Source organism: Candidatus Aalborgicola defluviihabitans (assembly GCF_016705985.1).
Lineage (GTDB): Bacteria > Pseudomonadota > Gammaproteobacteria > Burkholderiales > Burkholderiaceae_C > Allorhodoferax > Allorhodoferax defluviihabitans.
In genome coordinates this window covers 194,698-217,768 of record NZ_JADJKN010000002.1, presented here as the reverse complement: position 1 = coordinate 217,768, position 23,071 = coordinate 194,698, and the positions used below count along the sequence as shown (strand labels likewise).

Here is a 23,071-nt window from a genome sequence, read left to right as displayed (position 1 = left end):
GTCGTGGCAAAGCTCAAGATCATCACGGTCGTCATAGATCCGGCAATGTATGAAAGATTCTTTTCGCTCAATCCGGTTCTCAAGGGCTGTGATCTGGTCTCAATAGATAACCGCCAATTCAATCGGGGATTGCCGATTATTTACAACGAATTGATAGCGCGCTATCTAGATGAGGATTGTTGGCTGCTGTTTGTCCACGAAGACTATGAAATCAAGGCTGGGCTGTCAGTTGTTGATACTTTGGATAAGACCCATGTTTATGGGACGTTCGGACTGAATTTCGAAAACAATTCACCTGCCCCCTATGGGCGCCATATTTGCAGTAATAAAGATGGAAGTCGTGCTGTGGAGGTTGGACACGTGGTCTCACAGCCGGTGGCAGTTCAGACGCTGGATTGCCAAAGTATCTTGGTACACACGACGCTTTTGCATAAAAACCCCCAGCTGCGTTTTGATGAGCGACTGACGTTTGATCTCTACGCCGAAGACTTTTGTATCAATGCGAAGCACAAATTGGGAATCACTTCAATGGTGTTCCCACTGACATTCCAGCATTACTCGCATGGCAGCATCACAGACCGGTATCACTCTGGGCTGCGCTACTTGGCAGAAAAATACCCTGATGTAGCGGTGGCCGGAAGTTGCTCATTCATTGGTGGTCGATCGGCAGACCTTGAAAAGTATTTTGTCTATGGCGTTGGACAGGTTCAGCCAAAGCCGGCTTCGCCGACCTTCTTGTCGAGGCTCAAAGGCTATTTGGGCCGATTCCGACGGGGTCATTACAATCCCTAGCTACTCCCCCGGACCTAGCCAAGCCTTAAAACGGTGTAAAAACCAGTGATGTCCTGCTTGCCGTTACTGGCCTTGCATTCACCTGTGCGCTGACTGGGCTCCCCGACAATGCTCCATTGGCCGCAATGGGTTTCTGATAATTAAGGATATTTTCATGAGTTTGAAGTGCGGCATCGTAGGCCTACCCAACGTCGGTAAATCCACGTTGTTCAACGCCCTGACCAAGGCCGGCATTGCTGCCGAGAATTACCCGTTTTGTACCATCGAGCCCAATGTGGGCATCGTCGAAGTCCCAGATCCGCGGCTCGGCGCAACTGGCTGAGATCGTCAAACCCGAGCGCATGGTCCCGGCTGTGGTGGAATTTGTGGACATTGCGGGTTTGGTGGCTGGCGCCAGCACCGGCGAAGGCTTGGGCAACAAGTTTCTAGCCCACATCCGCGAGACCGACGCCATCGTCAACGTGGTGCGCTGTTTTGAAGACGACAACGTGATCCACGTGGCGGGCAAGGTCGACCCGATTTCCGATATTGAAGTGATCCAGACCGAGCTGTGCCTGGCCGACCTGGCCGCGGTTGAGAAGGCCTTGCACCGCGTCACCAAGACCGCGCGCTCGGGCGACAAGGAATCCATCAAGCTGGTGGCCATTCTGGAGAAATGCCAGGCCGCATTGGATCAAGCCAAGCCGGTGCGTACGCTGGAGTTCAGCAAGGAAGAGCGTCCGCTACTGGACCAGTTCTTTTTGATCACCGCCAAGCCCGCCATGTTTGTGGCCAACGTGGCCGAAGATGGCTTCGAGAACAACCCGTTTCTGGATCGGCTGAAGGTGTTTGCGGCGTCGCAAAAAGCACCGGTGGTGGCCATCAGCGCCAAGCTGGAAGCGGAAATGTCGGAGATGAGCGACGAAGACCGCCAGATGTTTCTGGAAGAACTGGGCCAGACCGAGCCCGGCCTGAACCGCCTGATCCGCGCCGCCTACACGCTGCTGGGTCTGCAAACCTACTTCACCGCGGGTGTCAAGGAAGTGCGTGCCTGGACCATCCATGTGGGTGATACCGCGCCACAGGCCGCCGGTGTGATCCACACCGATTTTGAGCGTGGCTACATCCGCGCCCAGACCATTGCGTTTGACGACTTCATCAACTTCAAGGGTGAACAAGGCGCCAAGGATGCGGGCAAGATGCGCGCCGAAGGCAAGGAGTACGTGGTCAAGGATGGCGATGTCATGAACTTCCTGTTCAGTTCTTGAGCAAAATCGGGCGCCTGCCCTCGTCAAATATACATAAGCAGCTATTTAAACAATAGCAGCTATGCCGATCATTGCAACCGTCATGGTCACGTAGCGGGCAAACTTGCCAATTGCCATGTAGGCCACACAGGGCCAGAACGGCAGCTTGAGCCAACCGGCCACCGCGCACAGCGGGTCACCCACCCCGGGCAGCCAGGCCAGCAAACAGGCCTTGGGGCCGAGCTTCTCAAGCCAGACCAGTGCCTTGGTGTGGGTGGCTGAATGGTGGTACTTGTTTACCGCTTGGTGGGCACCATAGCCCATCCACCAGTCCACCGCGCCGCCCAACGTATTGCCCACAGTGGCCACTAAAACCACCGGCCAAAACAGGCTCGGGTTGAGCTGGACCAGACCAAACACCACGGGCTCTGACCCCAAGGGTAGCAGCGTGGCTGAAATGAAAGACACCACAAACACGGTTCCCAGGCTGTACTGCGGCAGGGCGAGCAGGGCAAGCAGTTGATGAATCCAGTCGGGCATAGTGGCAGTGTAGGTGCAAGTTTTGGTTGAATTTCGGGTGCTATTTCAATTGCTGAAATTTTGGGCAGTTAGAATCAGACCGGGCTTCAGCCCAGCGTATTGCACCCACCCCAAACCCCAGGACCAGCTACCCATGCAGATCGGCCATTTCGCTTTGGCGAATTCCCTGTTTGTCGCGCCCATGGCGGGGGTGACAGATCGGCCGTTTCGCCAGTTGTGCAAGCGTCTGGGCGCTGGCTATGCGGTGAGCGAAATGGTCACCTCACGACGCGACCTGTGGGACACACTGAAGACCTCTCGTCGCGCCAACCACGAAGGTGAACCTGGCCCCATCGCCGTGCAGATTGCCGGCACCGAACCCCAGATGATGGCCGAGGCCGCCGTCTACAACATTGCGCGTGGTGCCCAGATCATTGACATCAATATGGGGTGTCCCGCAAAAAAGGTGTGCAACAAGTGGGCTGGCTCGGCCTTGATGCAGGACGAAGCCCTGGCCCTGTCCATTGTTGAAGCGGTGGTGGCAGCCTGTTCCCCGCACAATGTGCCGGTGACCCTGAAGATGCGCACGGGTTGGTGCCAGGCGCACAAAAATGCGGCGTCCTTGGCGCGCGCATTCGAGAACGCTGGCGTGCAAATGCTGGCGGTACATGGTCGCACGCGTGAGCAGGGCTACAAGGGCGAAGCCGAATACGACACCATTGCGGCAGTCAAAGCCGCAGTGCACATTCCGGTGGTGGCCAATGGCGACATCACCAGCCCCGAAAAGGCCCGCGCGGTGTTGCAAGCCACTGGCGCGGATGCCATCATGATCGGCCGTGCGGCCCAGGGGCGACCCTGGATTTTCCGCGAGATCGCGCACTTCCTGGCAACTGGCACCCATTTGGCCCCGCCGTTGGTGAGTGAAGTCAAACGCCTGCTCGTCGAACACCTGTATGACCACTACAGCCTGTATGACGAGTTCATCGGCGTGCGCTCGGCACGCAAACACATAGGCTGGTACCTGCGCGACCTGCCTGGCGGCGAGGGCTTTCGCGTCCACATGAACACGCTGCAATCCAGCGCGGACCAGGTCGCGGCGGTGGAGCAATATCTGGATACGTTGAATGAAAAAATGGATCGTATTCCCGTGCCGGGGCAAGCGACCGTAGAACGAGGACACAACAACATGACCATGGAATGTGCAACATGAGCAAGAAGATTATTGAAGACTGCGTGCGCACCAGCCTGGAAGGCTATTTCCGGGATTTGCGTGGTACTGAACCCGACGGCATGCACGATATGCTGGTTCGCGCGGTTGAAAAACCCTTGCTGGAAGTGGTGATGGCCCAGGCCGACCACAACCAGTCCAAAGCCGCCCAGTGGCTGGGCCTGAACCGCAACACCCTGCGCAAAAAACTGCTGGAGCACAAGCTGATTTCGTAAGTGGGCCATCCGCCTACGGCCGCTGTGGCCACACCCATTTTTAACTTCGCCCGCCTCTTTATGAACGCACTTCTCTCTGTCTCCGACAAAACCGGCATCGTCGAACTGGCGCAAGCCTTGCACGCACAAGGCATCAAGCTCTTGTCCACCGGCGGCACCGCCAAACTGCTGGCTGAACAAGGCCTGCCCGTAACCGAAGTGGCCGAGATGACCGGCTTCCCCGAAATGCTGGACGGCCGTGTCAAAACCCTGCACCCGCGCGTGCACGGTGGCTTGCTGGCTCGCCGCGACTTCCCCGAGCACATGGCCGCATTGGCCGAGCACAAAATCGACACCATCGACGTGCTGGTGGTTAACCTGTACCCGTTTGAAGCCACTGTGGCCAAGGCCGGTTGCACGCTGGAAGACGCGATCGAGAACATCGACATCGGCGGCCCCGCCATGGTGCGCAGCGCCGCCAAGAACTGGAAAGACGTGGCCGTGTTGACCGATGCGTCGCAATACGCCACCGTCATCGCCGAGCTGAAAGCCAAGGGCAAAGTCAGCGACAAGACCAAGTTTGCGTTGAGCGTGGCCGCCTTCAACCGCGTCAGCCAATACGACGGCGCGATCAGCGACTACCTGAGTGCCGTGCAGGTGGGTGATGAGGTGCCTGCTGGTAACCAAGCGCCTAAGCTGGACCTTTTTCCCGGTCAAAGCAATGGCCGTTTCATCAAAGTGCAAGACCTGCGCTACGGTGAAAACAGCCACCAAAGTGCCGCGCTGTACCGCGACCTGTACCCCGCACCCGGCTCGCTGGTCACGGCCAAGCAGTTGCAGGGCAAAGAACTGTCGTACAACAACATTGCCGATGCCGATGCGGCTTGGGAATGCGTCAAGAGCTTTACTACCCCGGCTTGCGTGATCGTCAAACATGCCAACCCCTGCGGCGTGGCGGTGGGCGCGGATGCGGCCGAGAGTTACGCCAAGGCCTTCCAGACCGACCCGACCTCGGCCTTTGGCGGCATCATTGCCCTGAATACGGAGCTGGACGAAGCGGCTGCGCAGCAAATTGCCAAGCAGTTTGTCGAAGTGCTGATGGCCCCCAGCTTCACCGCTGCGGCGCTGGAAGTGTTCAAGTCCAAAGTCAATGTGCGCATTCTGCAAATCGACCTGCCCAAGGGCGGTGCGAGCGATTGGGACAATGGCCGCAACGCCATGGACATGAAGCGCATTGGCTCCGGCATCTTGCTGCAGACCTCCGACAACCACGAACTGACCTTGGCCGACCTGAAAGTGGTCACCACCAAGCAGCCCACCCAAGAAGAGTTGAACGACTTGCTCTTTGCCTGGAACGTGGCCAAGTTCGTCAAATCCAACGCCATCGTCTTCTGCAAAGGCGGCATGACCATGGGCGTGGGTGCAGGCCAGATGAGCCGCTTGGACTCGGCCCGCATCGCCAGCATCAAGGCCGGCCACGCCAACTTGTCACTGGCTGGAACCGTAGTCGCCAGCGACGCCTTCTTCCCGTTCCGTGACGGCCTGGACGTGGTGGTGGACCAAGGCGCCACCTGCATCATCCAGCCCGGCGGCTCCATGCGCGACGACGAGGTGATCGCCGCCGCCAACGAGCGCGGCGTGGCCATGGTGTTCAGCGGCGTGCGCCACTTCCGCCATTAAGCGGTTGCTGTGCGCCACACGATAAAGGCCACCTTTGGGTGGCTTTTTTATGCCAAATCGGGCCTCTGCCCTCGTGAAATATGCGTAAGCGCTATTAAAAGTGTAGTGCAGTTGGTGCACTGCGCCTGCCGATCATGCTCCTATTGGTTGCGTGCGGCCAACAACTGCTGGCGCAGCGGCGTCGCCAGTGAGCGGGGCAACATCACCACCCGGTCTTTGCCCCCCTTGGCGTCACGCACGATGATGACGTGACGGTCAAAATCGACATCTTTGATGCGCAGGCGCATGCATTCCATCAGCCGCATACCGGTGCCGTAAAGCAGGCGGGCCATCAACGCGGCTGGGCCGTCCATGTGCGCCAGTAGCCCAGCCACTTCGTCTTTGGTCAACATACTGGGAATGCGGCGCTTTTGCGTAGGGCGGTTAACGTCATTGAGCCACGGCAAATCGACGTCCAACGCGTGACGGTAGAGAAACAACAGGGCACTAAGCGCCTGGTTGTGGGTGGATGCCGAGACCTTGCGCTCGTTGGCCATCATGCTCAGAAACGCCTCAACGTCATGGACGCCCATCTCTCGCGGGTGGCGCATGCCGCCGGGTTGGGTTGCGCTCCAGCGGACAAAAAATCGCACCCAGTACAGGTAAGCCTTCTCGGTCTTCAAGCTATAGTGCATGTACCGAACCCGCTCGCGAACCTGATCGAGCAAGCGGGGAGACTGTAGTGGAGGCGCACCGGGTTTCATGGAAAATTTATACCTGTTTATCTATCCAGTATATGGATTGAAGAGCCAACAGGCAAGCGGGTTCCGCTGTTTTTTCCAAAAAGATGTATCGTCACGTTCCGGGTGTATCAACCGGGCTGACCAAACTAAATTACGTTTGCTGACAACATGAGCAGTGCTGCCAAACTCGCAGAAGCTGGATTCTTCTTAGAGCTCCTGGACGCTCTTGAAAAAAGGAAACGCCCACTCACTCATGGTTCGGCATCAGCGCTGGAAGTGTCGTATTTGCTTGGTGCCGTCCTCAATTCCCTTTATTCCGCGCTTGAGCAGGCCAAACCATTTACAGGCGTTGAGGCAATCAAGGCATACAAGGCTGCTCACTCGACGCTACTCGGCGGTCAAGGTATTCGCAACATCACCATTCATGAGAAGCACGTCGGCATTGATCACTCCGGGTACATACCGCCGCAGGGAGACGCAGTTAATTTTGACCTCCGCAAAACGCCACGCTTAGTTCAAGAAGAACGATCAGCTTCAAAAGGGGTCGCTCTACACATCGGCGCCACTCACTACATTGAGTATGAAGGCAAGCTTACGGATGTCACTGAGCTTTGCTTTCAGCAGTTCTATGAGTTGCGCGCATTCCTTATTTCATGCGGCGTTGTCACCCAACAAGGCGCTCAAGCGGACAGTCCCGCCTCCGGCGTGCCTGCCGCTTAGCTTGAGCGTTAGGGCTCATGGTCATGATCTCAGCAGACCCAATCGAAATAAGCCCAGCAGAGTTCGAGCTAGCGGTAAAAGGCATCCTGGATGCCGCGTCTGAGTCACTTGTCAGTTACCAGTCGAAGCATCTCGATGCTCTGTCCGCGGCGGACGGCGATTACATCATTGACGTAACTGCAACATTCAAGGCCTTAGGCGCTGAGTTTTGCGTTCTAGTCGAGTGCAAGCACCACAAGCGCAAAGTGGAGCGCCAGGACGTCCAAGTTTTGCATGCCAAGCTATTGTCGCTTGGAGCACAAAAGGCAATGCTGTTCTCTACGTCTGCTTTTCAATCAGGGGCCATAGAGTTTGCGGATGCGCACGGCATTGCGCTCGTACAGCTAGCCTCCGGAGCAAGCACTTGGTTCACAAGGAGCGCTGGTGAAACATCTCCGCCGCCGGCGTGGGCAAACAACTCTACGTATGTGGGATGGTGGCATCATGGAAACTGTAGAACCGTTCTGTCCGACGAGCGCGCCGAGTACATTCGTCAAGCGCTGGGCATCCCGCAACTTGAGCCCTAACTCAAGCGTTGAAACCGATCCCTCAGCAGGCTGAACGACTTCTTTTCACTTTGGGCTACTCCAGCTTTCGCAGCATTGCCACTTACTTGAATGTCCGCTGAACCACTGCAACCAGCCATTGGCGGGGCCCAAGCTGGCCAGCGGAATAACGCCTGCCCTGCACAAGGCCGTCGCATGCCAGAAAATTCAATGCCAAATAGGCCGCTAGCCCTCGCAGAATCTTCGCATGCAGCTATATTTGTAATAGCAATCGCAAGTCATTGAGCCGCAACCCCGGCTGCTGTGATTTCGCCATTGGTGTGTGCCGCATTGTCGATGCGCGCGGCACCATGTCAGCGCTTGTACAGCCCGTTCTCGCTGGTCCACGGCTCCAGTGACAGGGCTGCGGCGCGGCGCGGCGCTGGGCATAGTGGGTGCATACTATTGGCATTAGACCAATAAACAGGGGGGGGGCAGTGCGTGCGCTGCCGCATGATGAAATCCGCGTATTTCTTCCTCGCCACACCGGCTGCCAGACGACGTTTTTCGTTTGTCGTCGGTGTCTACATCGTCACCTGGTTGTCCACCTGGTACCTGGCCGGGCTGCTCAACCAATCGGATAGCGTGAGCCTGTGGTTCCTGCCAATGGGACTGCGGTATTTCTGTCTGCTGGTGTTCGGTCTGCCGGGCATGATCGTGGAATTGATCACGTTTGGGTGCTTCTGGCTAATCCAGTTATTGATGCCGTCCCACCCAACTGTGGGGGAAATGCTGTTTGAACTGGCTTACCACGGGGCCGCATCGTTTCTGGTGTTCCTCATGGTCATTGTGCCGGTGCGCCGCTGGAAGCCAGTGCCCTGGGACTTTACGCAAGCCAGCGCGACGGCTTTGCTGATAGGGTCGGCCTTTGTGATGTGCGCGCTGGAGGCGCTGGCCGGCTCTTATCGCCTTTTGTACACCGGCATCATCGCCCGGTCCGAATGGCCAGATGCCTATTTAAACTGGATGCTGGGTAACTTCGTTGGCGTCATTACCCTGGTTCCCATTCTGTTGGTAAGGGCTTGGCCGCGCATCCAGCACTACATCGAACACGGAGACGGGTTTCATTTAACTTCCAGCCACTTGTCCATCCGAGCGGCGGATCGAAACACAGCGCTGGCCATGGTGGCATCGCTCGTGTTGGTGTTTGGTATTCCCTGGTATCTGGGGTTGAAAGCGCACTTTCCGCTCATGGCTTTGTTTCTGCTGTTGCCGTTGGTGACGGTCACCATGTTGTATGGAATGCGCAGTGCCTTGCTGGGGGCGTTGATCCTTGATTCCGGCCTGGTGATTTTGATGGCGCTGAACGGACTGGCAGAACAGGCCTTTCAGTACCAGTTCGTCATGATTGCCATCGCCGCGGTGGGTTTGTGGCTGGGCGGGGCCGTAGATGCCCGTGAGCGGTTGCTGCTGCGCTACCGTGACTTTGCCAGCATATCCAACGACTTGCTTTGGGAAAGTGATGTGCAGGGCATTCTGGTGAATGCATCCGGCGGCTTGGCGGATCACGATGTGCCTATGTTGGGGTATTCGTGGTTGTCTATCCTGGGTGAGCGAACTGAGCCAGATCAACGCATGGCACTGCAGCAGGCGTTGGCCAATCACGAGGCGTTTCAGAACGTGGAGGTTGAACTGACCCTGGTGGACGAAGCGTCGGGTCCGTGCTGGATTCGCCTCAGTGGCCTGCCGCTGCGGGACGAAACGGGTCGTGTGCGTGGTTTTCGCGGCACCGCAATCGACGTTTCGCAGGAAATGTTGGCCGATGCGTTGATACGCGACTACAACGAGACTTTGATCCTCGAGGTGGCCGAGCGCACGGCACAGCTGGAGCAGGCCAATGGCGTACTGTCGGAGTTGTCCAACACGGACGGTTTGACAGGGCTCGCCAATCGCCGCCGCTTTGACGTGTTCTTCGCCCACGAATGGGCGCGTGCATTGCGCAACCGCGAATACATTGCGATTTTGCTGTTTGATATTGATCACTTCAAGAAGTACAACGACCACTACGGGCACCAGGCCGGTGATGCCTGTTTGCAGGCCGTTGCCAATGCTCTGCGAGGCTGTTCCCGGCGTCCCAGCGAGCTGGCGGCGCGCTATGGCGGCGAGGAGTTTGTCATTGTTGCTGCCGATGTGGATGCAGAGGGCGTCCACCGGCTGGCTGAGGTGGTGCGCCAATCCGTTGAAGCGCTGGGCATCGTGCACGCACCGTCATCCTACGGGTTGGTGACCATCAGCGGTGGTGTGGCTATAGGCGTACCAGAAGAGGGTATGCACAAGGAAGCGTTACTGCACCACGCCGATGAAGCGCTGTACCTTGCCAAGACGCAAGGGCGCAACGCCACCCGGATTTTTGCCGGGTAACAGTCTGGGCGCGACTACATTTGCGAGGAACCGCTTCCGCAATGCCGCCGGCTGTTGATGCGGTTGTTGTAACGCAAGCGTCCTACGCCGCCAGCAACTGCCGCAGCACATACGGCAGGATGCCCCCGGCGCGGTAGTAGTCCACCTCAATTGGCGTGTCGATGCGCAGCAGCAGGGTGTGCCGCGACGTTGTGCCGTCGGGCCGGGTGATGGTCAGCTGGGCCTCGCTCTGTGGAGTCAGGTTTGCGTTGGGCACAATGTCAATTACTTCCTGGCCTGTCAGGCCCAGGCTTTGCCAGCTTTCGCCGGCCTTGAACTGCAGCGGCAACACGCCCATGCCCACCAGGTTGGAGCGGTGGATGCGCTCAAAGCTCTGCGCCACCACGGCTTTGATGCCCAGCAGTTGCGTGCCTTTGGCAGCCCAGTCGCGGCTGGAGCCGGTGCCGTATTCCTCGCCAGCAAACACCACCGTTGGAATCTTGGCGGCCATGTAGCGGCTGGCTGCGTCAAAGATGGATATTTGTTCTCCGGCACCTTGCGGCCCCTGGTACAGGGTGACGCCGCCCTCCAAACGGGAGCCATCGGCGCGGACCGCCAGCATCAGGTTTTTGATGCGCACATTGGCAAACGTGCCGCGCACCATCACGTCGTGGTTACCCCGGCGCGAGCCGTAGCTGTTGAAGTCGGCCTTTTGCACGCCGTGGGACTGTAGCCACAGGCCAGCCGGCGAGCTCTCTTTGATGGCACCGGCAGGCGAGATGTGGTCGGTGGTGATGGAGTCGCCAAACAACGCCATGATGCGTGCACCGTGGACTTGTTCGGAATCATTTCGGCCGCTAGCCCTCGTCGGATCTACATGAGCAGCTCCTGAATCCATAGCGAAATCATCAAAAAATGGCGGCTCTGCAATGTAGGTGCTGGCCGGCCAAGTGTAGGCTTGGCCCGATACGCCCTTGATTTTTTCCCACAGCGCGCCGGGCTCGGTGGCCACCTTGGCGTAATTGGCGCGGAAGGCTTTGCCCTTCATGGCAAAGCGCATCAGGGCATGGATTTCGTCGCTGCTGGGCCAGATGTCGCCCAGGTACACGTCACGTCCGCCCTTGCCTTTACCCAGGGGCTCGGTCATCAGGTCGCGCATCACGTTGCCGGCAATGGCATAGGCCACTACCAACGGTGGGCTGGCCAAAAAGTTCGCCTTGATGTTGGGGTGGATGCGCGCTTCGAAATTGCGGTTGCCCGAAAGCACGGCGGCGCAGACCAGATCGTTCTGCGTGATGGCGGCGTTGAGCTCGGGCGTCAAATCGCCCGCGTTGCCGATGCAGGTGGTGCAGCCGTAGCCCGCCAGGGTAAAGCCCAGCTTGCCCAAGTAGGGCAGCAGGCCGGCCTCTGTCAGGTATTCGGTCACGATGCGCGAGCCCGGAGCCAGGCTGGTCTTGATGTGCGGCGCTACTTTGAGCCCCGCCTCCACCGCCTTCTTGGCCAACAGCCCTGCCGCCAGCAATACGCTGGGGTTGGAGGTGTTGGTGCAACTGGTGATGGCGGCAATCAGCACGTCCCCATGGCCCACCTGGATACCGCTGTGGGTGTGTTGCGGGGCGACTGCGACGGACTTGCTGGCCTCCAGCGTGGGGCGGTTTTGCACCATCTCGACAGCGGGGCGTGCACTGCCCGCAAGTAGCGGCGGCGCCAACGGTGCGACAGCGCCCGCGCCGTCCTGTGCGGCCTGCACCTCAAAGCGCGTGTGCAGCCGCTCGCTGGGCTGGCTGAAGCCGTTTTCGCTGGCGGGCTTGCTGAACAGGCTGGCAAACTGCGTGGCCACTTGGCCCAGATCAATACGGTCTTGCGGGCGCTTGGGGCCGGCCAAGCTGGGTGTGACCGTGCCCAGGTCCAGCCGCACCACGCGGCTGTAGGCAATGTCTTGCAGGCTCTTGGGTGCGCCGGCGGTGCCAGGCACGCCAAACATGCCTTGGGCGCGGAAATAGCCTTCAAAGGCGTCGATCTCGGCCTTGGTGCGACCCGTGCCCCTAAAGTAATCCAGCGTGCGCTCATCCACCGGGAAGAAGCCCATGGTGGCACCGTATTCAGGCGCCATGTTGCCGATGGTGGCACGGTCTGGCACGGCCAGGCTTTGGGTGCCTTCGCCAAAAAATTCCACAAAACTGCCCACCACTTTTTCACGGCGCAGTTGCTCGGTCACGGTCAGCACCAGGTCGGTGGCGGTCACGCCTTCTCGCAGGCGGCCGGTCAGCTCAAAGCCCACCACGTCGGGCGTCAGGAAGTACACCGGCTGGCCCAGCATGGCGGCCTCGGCCTCGATGCCGCCCACACCCCAGCCCACCACGCCGATGCCATTGATCATGGTGGTGTGGCTGTCGGTACCAACCAGGGAATCGGGGTAGTAAAGTTTGTCCTTGGTTTTGTGCACGCCGCGGGCCAGATACTCCAAATTGACCTGGTGCACGATGCCAAAGCCGGGTGGTACCACGCCAAAGGTGTCAAACGCCTGCATGCCCCACTTCATGAACTCGTAGCGCTCGCGGTTGCGCTGGAATTCGAGCTTCATGTTGATGTCCAGCGAGTCTTTTTGCCCATAGGAATCCACCATGATGGAGTGGTCCACCACCAAGTCCACTGGCACCAGCGGTTCGATGCACTTCGGGTCTTTGCCCAGGCGCTGGGCAGTGCTGCGCATGGCAGCCAGATCGGCCAGTAGCGGCACGCCGGTAAAGTCTTGCAGCACCACGCGTGACACCACAAATGGAATCTCCGCGCTGCGCACGCCCTGCGCCTGCCAGTTGGCCAATTCGGCCACATGGTCAGCCGTTACTCGCTTGCCATCGCAGTGGCGCACCACGCTTTCCAACACGATGCGCAGCGATACGGGCAACCGGTGGACGTTGGGGTACTTCTTGGCCAGTGCCGGTAGCGAAACCAGCGTGCCGGATTTGCCTGAGGCGGTTGTGAAAGGCTTGAAGGTGTTGCTGAAAGCGTGCTTCATGAATGGCTCCTATGTAATAGTTGGTTTGCGTCTGATACCAGCAAGCATCTGCATAAACTGTAACAATCTTGCGAACAATGCAAATCCTGCCTGAAACGCCCCGTACCAAGGGAACGTCTGATCCACGTGCTTGGCTGAGCACACGTTACCAATCGGTGCGCGCCCACACACTGGCGCTGTCTGCGCCACTGTCGCCCGAGGACCAATGCGTGCAGTCCATGCCGGACGCCAGCCCAACCAAATGGCATCTGGCCCACACCAGCTGGTTCTTTGAGGCCGTGGTGCTGCAAAACTTTCAGGCTGGTTATGCGCTGTTTGACCCGCGTTACCTGTACCTCTTCAATTCCTATTATGAGGCCCTGGGTCCGCGCCACCCGCGCCCCCAACGCGGCCTGCTGACCCGTCCCCCGCTGGTCGATGTGCAGGCCTACCGCGCACATGTGGACGCCGCCATGCTGACCCTGCTGCAAGGGGCTGATTGCGCGCAGTGGCCCGCGCTGGCGGACATGGTGGAGTTGGGTTTGCAGCATGAAGAGCAACACCAGGAACTGTTGTTGACGGACATCTTGCATCTATTGTCCTGTAACCCCCTGCTGCCCACCTACCAAACCCCTGTGGCAGATGTGGGCATGAATGCTGGCTGTGCCGCACCCCTTCAGTGGCTGGCAGTGGCCGGTGGTCTTTGCAGCGTGGGTCATGCGGGTGCGGGTTTTGCGTTTGACAACGAGACACCGAAGCACCAGGTGCTGATGCACCCGTTTGAGATCGCCAACCGGCTGGTGACCTGTGGCGAGTATCTGGACTTTATTCAGGACGGCGGTTACCGCAATCCGCAGTGCTGGCTGTCCGACGGCTGGGCCGCCGTCAACAACCAGGGTTGGGTCGCACCCGCCTACTGGCTGGCGCCCGGTGATCCGCGCGCGCCCAGCGCCCAGTGGCAGCAATTTGGCCTGGGCGGCGTGCATGCACTAGACCGCGCCGCGCCGGTGACGCACCTGAGCTTTTACGAGGCCACCGCCTACGCCGACTGGGCCGGTGCCCGCCTGCCCACCGAGTTTGAATGGGAGGCGGCAGCATCGTTACCAGCAATGACCCAGATGCTGGGCAACGCCTGGCAGTGGACACGTTCGTCGTACGACCCCTATCCCGGTTTCAAACCCCGCAGCGGTGCGGTGCGCGAGTACAACGGCAAGTTCATGGTGGGTCAGCAAGTGCTGCGTGGTTCCAGTGTGGTCACGCCGCCGGGACACAGCCGCACCACCTACCGCAACTTCTTTCCGCCGGGGGCGCGTTGGCAGTTCTCAGGCATCCGGCTGGCAAAGGACGCACCATGAAAGACAATTTGGCGTTTGCGGCACATCGTGCAGATCCGCTGGATGACATTGCGGCCAACGAGGTTGATACCGATGGCGCGGCGGCGCCCAGTAGCTTTCTGAACGACCTGCAGGCCGGACTGGCCCGCAGCCAGAAAAGCATTTCGCCAAAGTATTTTTATGACGAGCAAGGTTCGACCCTGTTCGATCGCATTTGCACCCTGCCGGAGTACTACCCCACCCGCACCGAGCTGGGCATTTTGCAAACGCATGCGCGTGACATGGCCGCGCACATGGGCATTCATGCGGAAATTGTGGAGTTTGGCGCCGGCTCTTTGCACAAAGTGCGCCTGCTGCTGGATGCGATGGAGCAGCCGCGCCGCTACATTCCCATCGACATTTCTGGCGACTACCTGAACGTGTGCGCACAGAGCCTGCGGCAAGCCTATCCGTCGCTGGACGTACAGCCCCACATTGCAGACTTCACGAAGGAGATTGTGCTGGCGCAACAGGCACCAGCACGGGGCCGGCGCGTGGGGTTTTTTCCTGGCTCAACTTTGGGCAATTTTGAGCCTGGTGAGGCATTTCGTTTTTTGCGACAGTGCGCGCGGGTTCTCACCGGCGGCGCGCTGCTCCTGGGCGCCGATCTGGTCAAAAGTCCCGCCGTGCTGCACGCGGCCTACAACGACACGCTGGGCGTAACGGCAGAGTTCAATCGCAATATTTTGGCCCGCGCCAACCGCGAGTTGGGCGCCAACTTTCAACTGCACCAGTTTGCCCACAGCGCCTTTTACAACGCTGCTGTGCAGCGCATTGAGATGCACCTGATGAGCACCTGCCGACAGGCCGTGCAGGTGGCAGGCAACGCCTACACATTTGCCGAAGGCGAGACTTTGCACACCGAAAACTCCTACAAGTTCACCGTGGATGGCCTGCAGCAGTTGGCCGTACAGGCTGGGCTGACACCGGGCCCGGTCTGGACCGATCCGGCGCGGCAGTTTTGCCTGCTGTGGCTGGACGCACCCGCCCATTCTGTGGACTAGTTTATGGAAAATCGGGCTCTAGCCCTCGTGAAACATACGTAAGATACTATAAAAAGTATAGTAAACCTCTGCTCTTTGTCAGTGCTTCTATCGGGCTTGCATCAACGAACCCAGCATGCCCATCAAGTCCGTCGTATGCCCCAGGCCACCCTCGGGGGCGGTGCCGTGGGGCGTGAGGTGGTCAATCAGGCCGGGCAGGATATGTGACAACTGCTGTGATGCCTGGGCCGGGTCCATACCCAACTGGCTGGCAATATTGCCCAGAGTGCCGCTGCCCAGCACACTGGCAATCTGGTCGGCAGAAATGGGCATGTTCTGACCTTTACCAATCCAGGAACTGATGACGTTGCCCAGGCCGGCCTGGTTGAATTTTTCGGTCAGGCCGTTGAGCCCGCCCAGTTCCGAGTTATTGGCCAGCAGGCCGCCCAGTACCTGGGTCAGCCCGCCATGTTGTTGCAGTTGGCCGCTCATCGCGCCCATAACCGAATCAAATAATCCCATAAAGTGCTCCTGAGTTGCGTTGGATAAGCTGAATCGTAACAAGCCTGTGGGTCTGACGATACCGCAGGGTCAATTGGTAGACGGGGGCCGCATCCACACCGCGGCCACCAGTGCGGCGGCAAGCATCTGCGCCAGCGCAATCGTGACCACTGATCCATCCCAGCCCCAGCCCTCGTAGGCCAAACCCGCCGCCCAGGTGCCGACCGCACCACCACAGTAGTAGCTCATGTAGTAGATGCCGGTGGCCAACGAGCGGCCTTCGTTCACGTTCCTGGCAATCGAGCTGATAGTGGCCGACTGGCACAAAAACACCCCGGTGGAGCACACCGCCAGCCCCGTCACTACCAACCACAGTGAAGGTGCCAAGGTCAGGGCAAGGCCGGCAGCGGAGATGGATAACGCCCCGAGCATGGATTTCATGAAACCCAGCTGGTCGATATGGCGCCCCGCCAGCGGTGTAACGAATACGCCCACGAGGTAAACAGTGAACACATTGGCCAGGCCGGCAGCCGTCAGGTTAAAGGGCGCTTTCGCCAGATGCAGGTTCACATAGGTGAAGGTTCCCACCAGCGAAAACAGCACGCAAAAACCCACCGCACAAGCGGCCATGAGGCGTTGGTTGCGCAGGTGGCGCAGCAGCGTCTGCAACACGCCGCTGAAGTTGCGGTTGGCCACAAAATGACGCGACGCTGGCAACGCCCACCACACCAGTACTGCACCGGCCAGGTTCATGACGGCCAGTGTCACAAAGGCGCCGCGCCAACCCATGAGGTGGCCCAAATGGCCAGTGATGAATCGTCCGCAAAAACCACCCATGACGGTGCCACCCACATAGGTGGACGTCATGCGCGCGAGGTTGCCTGCGCGACTTTCTTCCGACAGATAGGCAATCAGCACCACCACAATGCCTGGTACGGCCAGTCCCTGCAAGAAACGCAGCGCGATCAGCATATTGAGGTCGTGTGAAAGGGGAATCAGTGCCGTGGGCACCGTCAACGCAAACAGCGAGGTGCAGATAACGCCCTTGCGCCCCAGCGCATCGGACAACATGCCCATAAAGGGTGATACCAAGCCCACGGCCAGCACCGTGGCACCTACGGTCAGCCCGGCCTGCAGGGCGGTGGCGTGGAAGTCGTCCATCACCATGGGCAGCACAGCCTGCACGGAATAGACGTTCAAAAAAGCAAAAAAACCAATGATCCAGACGATGGGGCGAGTCACCTGCACACCGTCCCCCAAAAAGAACAGTCGCAGCGTGTTGGTAGCCATGGACCCTATTTTAAAGAGTTGGTGCCTGGAGGGAACGCTGCAGAAAAATAGGGCAACGCCAGCCAAGGCCACGGTCATAATGCCAGCGTGTCCAGTATTGGGAGACTATATGCAACAAGATCCGTGCCAGGATTGCATTGAAAAGCGACAGCTGGAGCTGATCCAGCGGGTGGGGCGTGTCGGCTATTGGGAATACGACGCGCAATCGCAATCCATGGCATTGCCAGAGACTTCGCAAGAACTGTTGCACAGTATGGTGGGCGGCAGCCACGACAAATGCCACTCGTTGATGAAGGTGCTGCCGCAGGCCGAACGGCGGCGCCTTCTCGCTGCACTGGACCAAGCCCATGCCAAGCGTCTGGCCTTCAACCTCGAAATCACCCTGTCCAACGGGACTCCCAAGCCTGCCCATATGGTGGTCCGTGGTGCACCGTTGACGGGACGGGGTGGCATCGTGGGAATTGCAGGCACGTTTCAGGACATCACCCAAAGCAAGCACATAGAGAGTGAACGGGAAGAAGTCATCACCCAGATGCAGGCCTTGCTGGACGCTCTGCCACAGGGGGTGAGCGTGATTGACCGGGAGTTGAAACTCATCCTGTGGAACCGGCGTTTCTTTGAAATTCTGGGGTTGCCGCAAAACATGGTCTATCGCTATGCAAGTTTTGAAAATCTCCTTTTGTATAACGCCATGCGGGGTGAATATGGCCCCGGAGACCCCCAGCAACATGTGAAAGACCTGGTGGATCGCGCCCGGGCCTTTCAGCCGCATCGGTTTGAGCGCCCCCAGACCGGCGGGCGCACGGTACTGGTTGAGGGGTTCCCGTTTCGGTTTGGTGGCGAGGTATCGGGCTTTGTTACGACCTACACCGATATCACGGAGCGCAAGCAAACAGAAGACCAATTGACCCGCCAGCGCGACGTGATGAAGACCGTGATTGACAACTTCCCCGGGGCCATTTCCTTGTTCGATGCCGATCTGCGCATGGCCGCTTGCAATGCGCAATTCAAGACCTTGCTGGAACTGCCCGCGCAGTTGTTTGAAAAGCCCGATGTGCACTTTGAGGATTTGATCCGCTTCAACGCGCAACGCGGTGAATACGGCCCCGGCGATGTGGAGACGTTGACTGCCGCCAGCATGGCGCGCGCCCGCAACTTTCAGGCCCACCACATCGAACGGGCGCGTCCGGGTGGCACATGGCTGGAAGTGACCGGTACGGTGATTCCCAGTGGCGGCTTTGTTACCAGCTATATCGACATCACCGAACGCAAGCAGGCGGAAGAGCGCATTCGTGTATTGGCGTTGCAAGATGCGCTAACCGGCTTGCCCAACCGCCTGAGTCTCAATGAGCAACTGGAGCAGGCCTTGCAGCGTGCCCAGGCCAATGGCAGCGAGTTTGCCGTGCTGTTCATGGACCTTGATGGTTTCAAGCATGTCAATGACAGTTGTGGCCATGATGTGGGGGATGCCCTGCTGGTGCGCGTGGCCCAAAAGCTTCAGGATGCGGTTCGCCAGACCGATGTCGTGGCGCGTCTGGGGGGGGATGAATTCATTCTGCTGTTGCACGATATCGCGGGTACCGGCATGGTGGTGTCGTTGGCGGACAAGATTGTTGCCAGCATCGGCGCGCCCATTGCCCTCGATGGTTTGCCGGTTCAGGTGGGGGCGTCCATCGGCATTGCGATCTACCCACAGCACGGCCTTACCCGTGAGACGCTATTAAAAGCGGCCGACCAGGCCATGTACGTGGTCAAGACACATGGCAAGAGTGGCCACCGGCTGGCTGGTGCTGCCGAATAATCGCCTCGCCGCTGCGGTGTTGGCGTCAACGGGGTGCGATACTTGAGGCCCTGTTTTCCGCATGAGATGACGATGCAGCAACCCCTTGTCAAGCCCAAAAATCCAAACTTTTCCTCCGGCCCCTGTGCCAAGCGCCCTGGCTACGATGTATCAACCCTGGCGCTCGACACCCTGGGCCGCTCCCACCGCTCCGCGTTGGGTAAGGAAGCTTTGGGGCGGGTGTGTTCTGAGACCGCCCGCATTCTGGGCTTGCCTGCGGACTACCGCGTGGCCGCGGTGCCGGCTTCTGACACTGGCGCGGTGGAAATGGCGTTGTGGTCGCTGCTGGGTCCGCGCGGCGTGGATGTGCTGGCCTGGGAAACCTTTGGCGCCACCTGGGTGAACGATATCGTCCACCAACTGAAGCTGCCCCATGTCAACGTGCTGGAGGCGCCCTACGGCTCGCTTCCTGATCTGGGTCGTGTGAACTTCGACAACGATGTGGTGTTCACCTGGAACGGCACCACCTCGGGCGTCAAGGTGCCCAACGGCGACTGGATTGATTCTGAGCGTGCCGGCCTGACCATTTGTGACGCCACCTCGGCCGTGTTTGCCATGGACCTGCCCTGGGACAAACTTGATGTGGTGACCTTTTCCTGGCAAAAGGTGCTGGGAGGCGAGGGCGCGCACGGCATGCTGATTTTGAGTCCGCGCGCCGTTGCGCGGCTGCAAGAGTACACACCGCCCTGGCCCATGCCCAAGATCTTTCGCATGACTTCCAACGGCAAGCTCAATGAGGGCCTGTTCAAGGGCGACACCATCAACACCCCGTCCATGTTGTGCGTAGCCGACTACCTGGATGCACTGGCCTGGGTGGGCCGCCTGGGCGGTGTGCAGGCCACCATGGCGCGCAGCGAAGCCAATCTCAAGATTGTTGCCGATTTTGTCGCCGCACAAGACTGGATCTCCTTTTTGGCAAAAGACCCTGCCACACGGTCCAACACCAGCGTTTGCCTGACGGTGGATGTGACCGACGCCCAGGTCAAGGCGATGGCGCAATTGCTGGAAGCGCAGGGCGTGGCGTTTGACATTGCCGCCTACAAAGATGCGCCAGCGGGCATTCGCGTCTGGTGCGGCGCAACGGTGGATGCGGACGATTTGCGCGCGCTGCTGCCATGGTTGCAGTGGGCCCACGCCCAGGTGACCCGTCACTCAGTGCAGCAATAGTTCCACCACGGTTTCCCCTGGACGGCTCTGAAAATTGAGCTGGGCTCCCAAAGCCTGGGCGCGCTCGTGCATGGAATTCAATCCCCCGCGGCGAAGCAGCTGGGTGTCAAAGCCGCCGCCGTTGTCACAGATGCGGATGCGCACGCCGGGTGCGCCAGCTCCACGGGGCGTAAGTGTGGGGGCGGCGTCAACCCGCAAGATGCTGGCGTGGGCGTGTTGCATGACATTGGAAAACGCTTCGAAGAAAATGAATTGCAATTGGCGCATGGCCGATGCGTCGAGCTGCGGCAGGTTGGGCAAGAGGATCACGGCCCATTCCAGCGTCAAACCCATGGCGCGAAAACGCGGCTCCAGCCGGTAACGCAAATTGGCCAGCAAAGCGGTGATGTCTCCGGGCGGCAGGTTCAGCGCATCAATCGACAACTTCAATTGGTCCAGCGAGTCGCGTAGGGTGAGCAGAACTTCATCGGGATTGGAGTGCCCCGATTGCAGTTGGCGAATGGCAGAGCTGATGTGGGAGCCCACGCCGTCGTGCATGTCGCGCAGAATGCGGGCGCGTTCCTGGGTGCGCGCCTGTTCACGGGCAATCAACTCCATGCGCTGGTAGCTTTGTGACAATTCCAGGTCTTTGCGCTGCACCCGCACGGAAAGTGAATCGAGCATGTCACGCACACGCAAATTGGCCGTGCGGAACCGGTCGATGGCAATGGCGCCCAGCGCCAATCCAAACAGGGTGGCGGAATAGCGCAGCAGGGCCTGGTTGGTAAAGGAGTCTGCAATGCGCATGATGTAAAAGTCATGGATTCCTATTGGCACATTCACCACAAACGCCAGCGCGACCACGCGGTGCATGGTTGTTGCCGCGTTGGCGGCTAGCGCCAAAAATAATAGGGTGGAAGGAATAAAAATCACGGCAAAGGAAATTTGCCACAGAGTGAGCAGCAGGGGTGCTGGGACACTGATGGCGGCATAGGCCACCACCGGGCCGCTCACCAGCAGAGTGGTCAACAGACCTTTGACCCAACGGCTGGTGCGGTGGTGTTCCCAGCCGGCCACGTTGTGGCAGAACAGCAGCAGGGCACTCATCCATACGCCCAGGGACATGTTCACCACCACACTCCACCACGCCCAGGGCAATGGTGTGCGCTCAATCAGGGTGTCGCCCACAAAAAAAGCCCATGAAAATTCGGCCAAGGCGGCAAAGAGGTACAGGTTGTCCCGAACGCCACGACGCTCTGGGCGCGGATCGGTCTGGCTGATCCACAGCACTGCAGCAAAAGCCCCAACCACCAGGCTGAACACCGCCAGTATGGCGGACCCCCCCACCCGAAAGGCAAATTCTTTGCGGTACAAGTCCTCTACGCCAGAAACGGGGCCTACCCACACCACGGGCATGCCGGAGCGTCGGCCACTGTCCGAGCGGATCACCACTTCCAACTGGTTGTGGGGCAAAAGCAAATCGGCGGGAATGCGAATAAAGCGTGGAACCTTGGCGTAGTCGCCAATGCCAAGGGCGGCGATGTCGCCATCTCCCTCCAGCAACTTGCCATTGAGTGTGACCCGATACGCATTGCCAAGGCGGTAAAAGTACAGCCCCCAGGCTTCATCAGTCGTTAGTGGCCCATCAAATGGGAGGTCAAATTGCCCCACACCCGACAGGCCTCTGTGGTGAAAGTCCCAGCCGTAGGGCAAATCCACGGTGGCGAAGGTCGAGACACCATTGATGGATATTTCCGCCTTGGCATGCTCCAGGGCCAACGGGGCGTCCTGGGCCCATAGCGCGGTGCTGCAGCACAACAGCAGCAGAGCCCTCCCCCAAAACCGACAGACAAAGCGCATGGACGCATCGTATCAAGTCAGCCGGTTGTCTCTCCAAACGCTATGGCCGGGTTTCCTCGTGCCCATTTGCGTGCCGGGCAAAGCGGCCCTGCTCGCGCGGGTGCACCGGATCGCTGGTGCCCCAGGGCCAGCCGCCAAATTGCGTGCGGCGGTAGTCGGCAAAGGCCTGGTGGATTTCGGCCTGGGTGTTCATGACAAACGGGCCATACTGCGCCACGGGTTCGCCAATGGGACGCCCCTGCAATACCAGCAGTTCGACCGGGCTGGGGCCGGCAACCAGTTCCACAACGTGACCCGCGGCCAGTTCGATGGCACTGGACGGTGGCACGGCCTGACCGGCAATGGTCAAAGCGCTGCCTGCAAAGAAATACAGCATGCGCCGCGTGCCCTGGCCGCTGGCAGCGGGCAGTGTCCAGCGTGCGCCTGCATCCATTTTGAGGGTCCAGATGGCCAGGTCCGAATCAGGCTCTGATGCCCATGAATCCGGCGGCGGTGGCAGGCCCTTGGCATGGCCCAGGGTGCCCGCCACGCAGACGACTTCGGTGTTGTGGCCCTGTGCGTCCTGCGCTGTTACACGGGTCATGTCTTCACGCCAGAACATGGTGAAGTGGGGCTCCACCATCTTGGATTTGGCGGGCAGGTTGAGCCATATCTGGAACAGCTCGGCCGGGTTGGGCTGCCCGGTTTGCACGAGCGGGAACATTTCGCAGTGCACAACGCCCTTGCCGGCGGTGAGCCATTGCACATCGCCCCCGCCAAAGCGGGCCGTAGCGCCCAGAGAATCGGAGTGGTCAATCAGTCCCCGGCGGGTGATGGTGACCGTTTCAAACCCCCGGTGTGGGTGCGAGGGGAAGCCGGGAATGGTCTGCCCATGGTACATGCTCCAGCCGTCTTTCTGCGAAAAGTCCTGGCCCAAATCACGCCCGTCCAGCGGCGCATCCGGCCCCATGGCCGCATTGCCGCGCGGGTAGGCGTCGTTGTGGTGCACGCAGAACAAGAATGGATCCAGAGTCTGCCAGGGGAAGCCCAGGGGCTGAATACTCAATACGGGTGAGGAGGGTGTTTGCATGATGCC

General features: G+C 59.4%; 18 protein-coding genes and 1 pseudogene. 12 read left to right on the top strand and 7 right to left on the bottom strand.

Annotated elements, in window-relative coordinates:
• Window positions 1-3: 3 nt before the first annotated feature.
• Together IPI80_RS01415 and ychF are read left to right on the top strand one after the other, a co-directional pair.
• A complete protein-coding gene (locus tag IPI80_RS01415; protein WP_413856446.1) occupies window positions 4-792 on the top strand; it encodes a hypothetical protein in 789 nt (262 codons plus the stop codon).
• A gap of 154 nt (window positions 793-946) precedes the next feature.
• Window positions 947-2,039 (top strand): annotated as a pseudogene (gene ychF, locus IPI80_RS01410) (redox-regulated ATPase YchF).
• A gap of 45 nt (window positions 2,040-2,084) precedes the next feature.
• On the opposite strand, the gene IPI80_RS01405 reads toward ychF, so the two are convergent.
• Window positions 2,085-2,558: a YqaA family protein gene (locus IPI80_RS01405; protein WP_413856444.1), complete on the bottom strand. Its 474-nt coding sequence runs from the start codon at window positions 2,556-2,558 to the stop codon at window positions 2,085-2,087.
• A gap of 133 nt (window positions 2,559-2,691) precedes the next feature.
• Between IPI80_RS01405 and dusB the strand changes: the two genes are divergently transcribed.
• The 3 genes from dusB to purH are packed head-to-tail and all read left to right on the top strand — an operon-like array spanning window position 2,692 to window position 5,639.
• Window positions 2,692-3,747, top strand: coding sequence for a tRNA dihydrouridine synthase DusB (dusB, locus tag IPI80_RS01400; protein ID WP_413856442.1), 1,056 nt, complete (start codon window positions 2,692-2,694; stop codon window positions 3,745-3,747).
• Window positions 3,744-3,980 carry a helix-turn-helix domain-containing protein gene (locus IPI80_RS01395; RefSeq protein WP_413856440.1) on the top strand — a complete coding sequence of 79 codons (237 nt, stop codon included), beginning with the start codon at window positions 3,744-3,746 and terminating at the stop codon, window positions 3,978-3,980. The genes dusB and IPI80_RS01395 overlap by 4 nt, the downstream gene beginning before the upstream one ends.
• 60 nt (window positions 3,981-4,040) lie before the next feature.
• Window positions 4,041-5,639 carry a bifunctional phosphoribosylaminoimidazolecarboxamide formyltransferase/IMP cyclohydrolase gene (gene purH, locus IPI80_RS01390; RefSeq protein ID WP_413856438.1) on the top strand — a complete coding sequence of 533 codons (1,599 nt, stop codon included), beginning with the start codon at window positions 4,041-4,043 and terminating at the stop codon, window positions 5,637-5,639.
• Between the two features lie 140 nt (window positions 5,640-5,779).
• Here the strand turns inward: purH and IPI80_RS01385 are convergent, their stop codons facing one another.
• Entirely contained in the window at window positions 5,780-6,382 is a 603-nt protein-coding gene (locus IPI80_RS01385; protein ID WP_413856436.1) for a phage integrase N-terminal SAM-like domain-containing protein, read from the bottom strand.
• A gap of 147 nt (window positions 6,383-6,529) precedes the next feature.
• On the opposite strand from IPI80_RS01385, the gene IPI80_RS01380 reads away from it, so the two are divergent.
• From IPI80_RS01380 to IPI80_RS01370, 3 genes are all read left to right on the top strand, one after another.
• Window positions 6,530-7,081: a hypothetical protein gene (locus IPI80_RS01380; RefSeq protein WP_413856434.1), complete on the top strand. Its 552-nt coding sequence runs from the start codon at window positions 6,530-6,532 to the stop codon at window positions 7,079-7,081.
• 23 nt (window positions 7,082-7,104) lie between these two features.
• A complete protein-coding gene (locus IPI80_RS01375; protein ID WP_413856432.1) occupies window positions 7,105-7,647 on the top strand; it encodes a restriction endonuclease in 543 nt (180 codons plus the stop codon).
• Window positions 7,648-8,118: 471 nt separating this feature from the next.
• The gene (locus IPI80_RS01370; RefSeq protein WP_413856430.1) at window positions 8,119-10,026 is read left to right on the top strand and encodes a diguanylate cyclase domain-containing protein; all 1,908 of its coding nucleotides are present in this window, start codon (window positions 8,119-8,121) and stop codon (window positions 10,024-10,026) included.
• 82 nt (window positions 10,027-10,108) lie between these two features.
• On the opposite strand, the gene IPI80_RS01365 is transcribed toward IPI80_RS01370, so the two are convergent.
• Window positions 10,109-13,024, bottom strand: coding sequence for an aconitate hydratase (locus tag IPI80_RS01365; protein WP_413856428.1), 2,916 nt, complete (start codon window positions 13,022-13,024; stop codon window positions 10,109-10,111).
• 77 nt (window positions 13,025-13,101) lie between these two features.
• Between IPI80_RS01365 and egtB the strand changes: the two genes are divergently transcribed.
• Window positions 13,102-14,358, top strand: a complete 1,257-nt coding sequence (egtB, locus tag IPI80_RS01360) for an ergothioneine biosynthesis protein EgtB (RefSeq protein ID WP_413856426.1) — start codon at window positions 13,102-13,104, stop codon at window positions 14,356-14,358.
• On the top strand, window positions 14,355-15,380 hold the full coding sequence (gene egtD, locus IPI80_RS01355) for an L-histidine N(alpha)-methyltransferase (RefSeq protein WP_413856424.1): 1,026 nt from the start codon (window positions 14,355-14,357) through the stop codon (window positions 15,378-15,380). Before egtB ends, egtD begins: the two co-directional genes overlap by 4 nt.
• An 87-nt stretch (window positions 15,381-15,467) precedes the next feature.
• Here the strand turns inward: egtD and IPI80_RS01350 are convergent, their stop codons facing one another.
• A complete protein-coding gene (locus tag IPI80_RS01350; RefSeq protein WP_413856422.1) occupies window positions 15,468-15,881 on the bottom strand; it encodes a YidB family protein in 414 nt (137 codons plus the stop codon).
• A gap of 69 nt (window positions 15,882-15,950) precedes the next feature.
• The gene (locus tag IPI80_RS01345) at window positions 15,951-17,150 is read right to left on the bottom strand and encodes an MFS transporter (protein ID WP_413856420.1); all 1,200 of its coding nucleotides are present in this window, start codon (window positions 17,148-17,150) and stop codon (window positions 15,951-15,953) included.
• Window positions 17,151-17,259: 109 nt separating this feature from the next.
• On the opposite strand from IPI80_RS01345, the gene IPI80_RS01340 reads away from it, so the two are divergent.
• Both IPI80_RS01340 and IPI80_RS01335 read left to right on the top strand, forming a co-directional pair.
• Window positions 17,260-18,951, top strand: a complete 1,692-nt coding sequence (locus IPI80_RS01340) for a PAS-domain containing protein (RefSeq protein ID WP_413856418.1) — start codon at window positions 17,260-17,262, stop codon at window positions 18,949-18,951.
• Between the two features lie 72 nt (window positions 18,952-19,023).
• Window positions 19,024-20,157, top strand: a complete 1,134-nt coding sequence (locus tag IPI80_RS01335; RefSeq protein WP_413856416.1) for a phosphoserine transaminase — start codon at window positions 19,024-19,026, stop codon at window positions 20,155-20,157.
• Here IPI80_RS01335 and IPI80_RS01330 read toward each other — a convergent pair.
• Entirely contained in the window at window positions 20,143-21,996 is a 1,854-nt protein-coding gene (locus tag IPI80_RS01330; RefSeq protein WP_413856414.1) for a sensor histidine kinase, read from the bottom strand. The genes IPI80_RS01335 and IPI80_RS01330 overlap by 15 nt on opposite strands.
• 40 nt (window positions 21,997-22,036) lie before the next feature.
• Window positions 22,037-23,065: a pirin family protein gene (locus tag IPI80_RS01325; protein ID WP_413856412.1), complete on the bottom strand. Its 1,029-nt coding sequence runs from the start codon at window positions 23,063-23,065 to the stop codon at window positions 22,037-22,039.
• Window positions 23,066-23,071 lie beyond the last annotated feature (6 nt).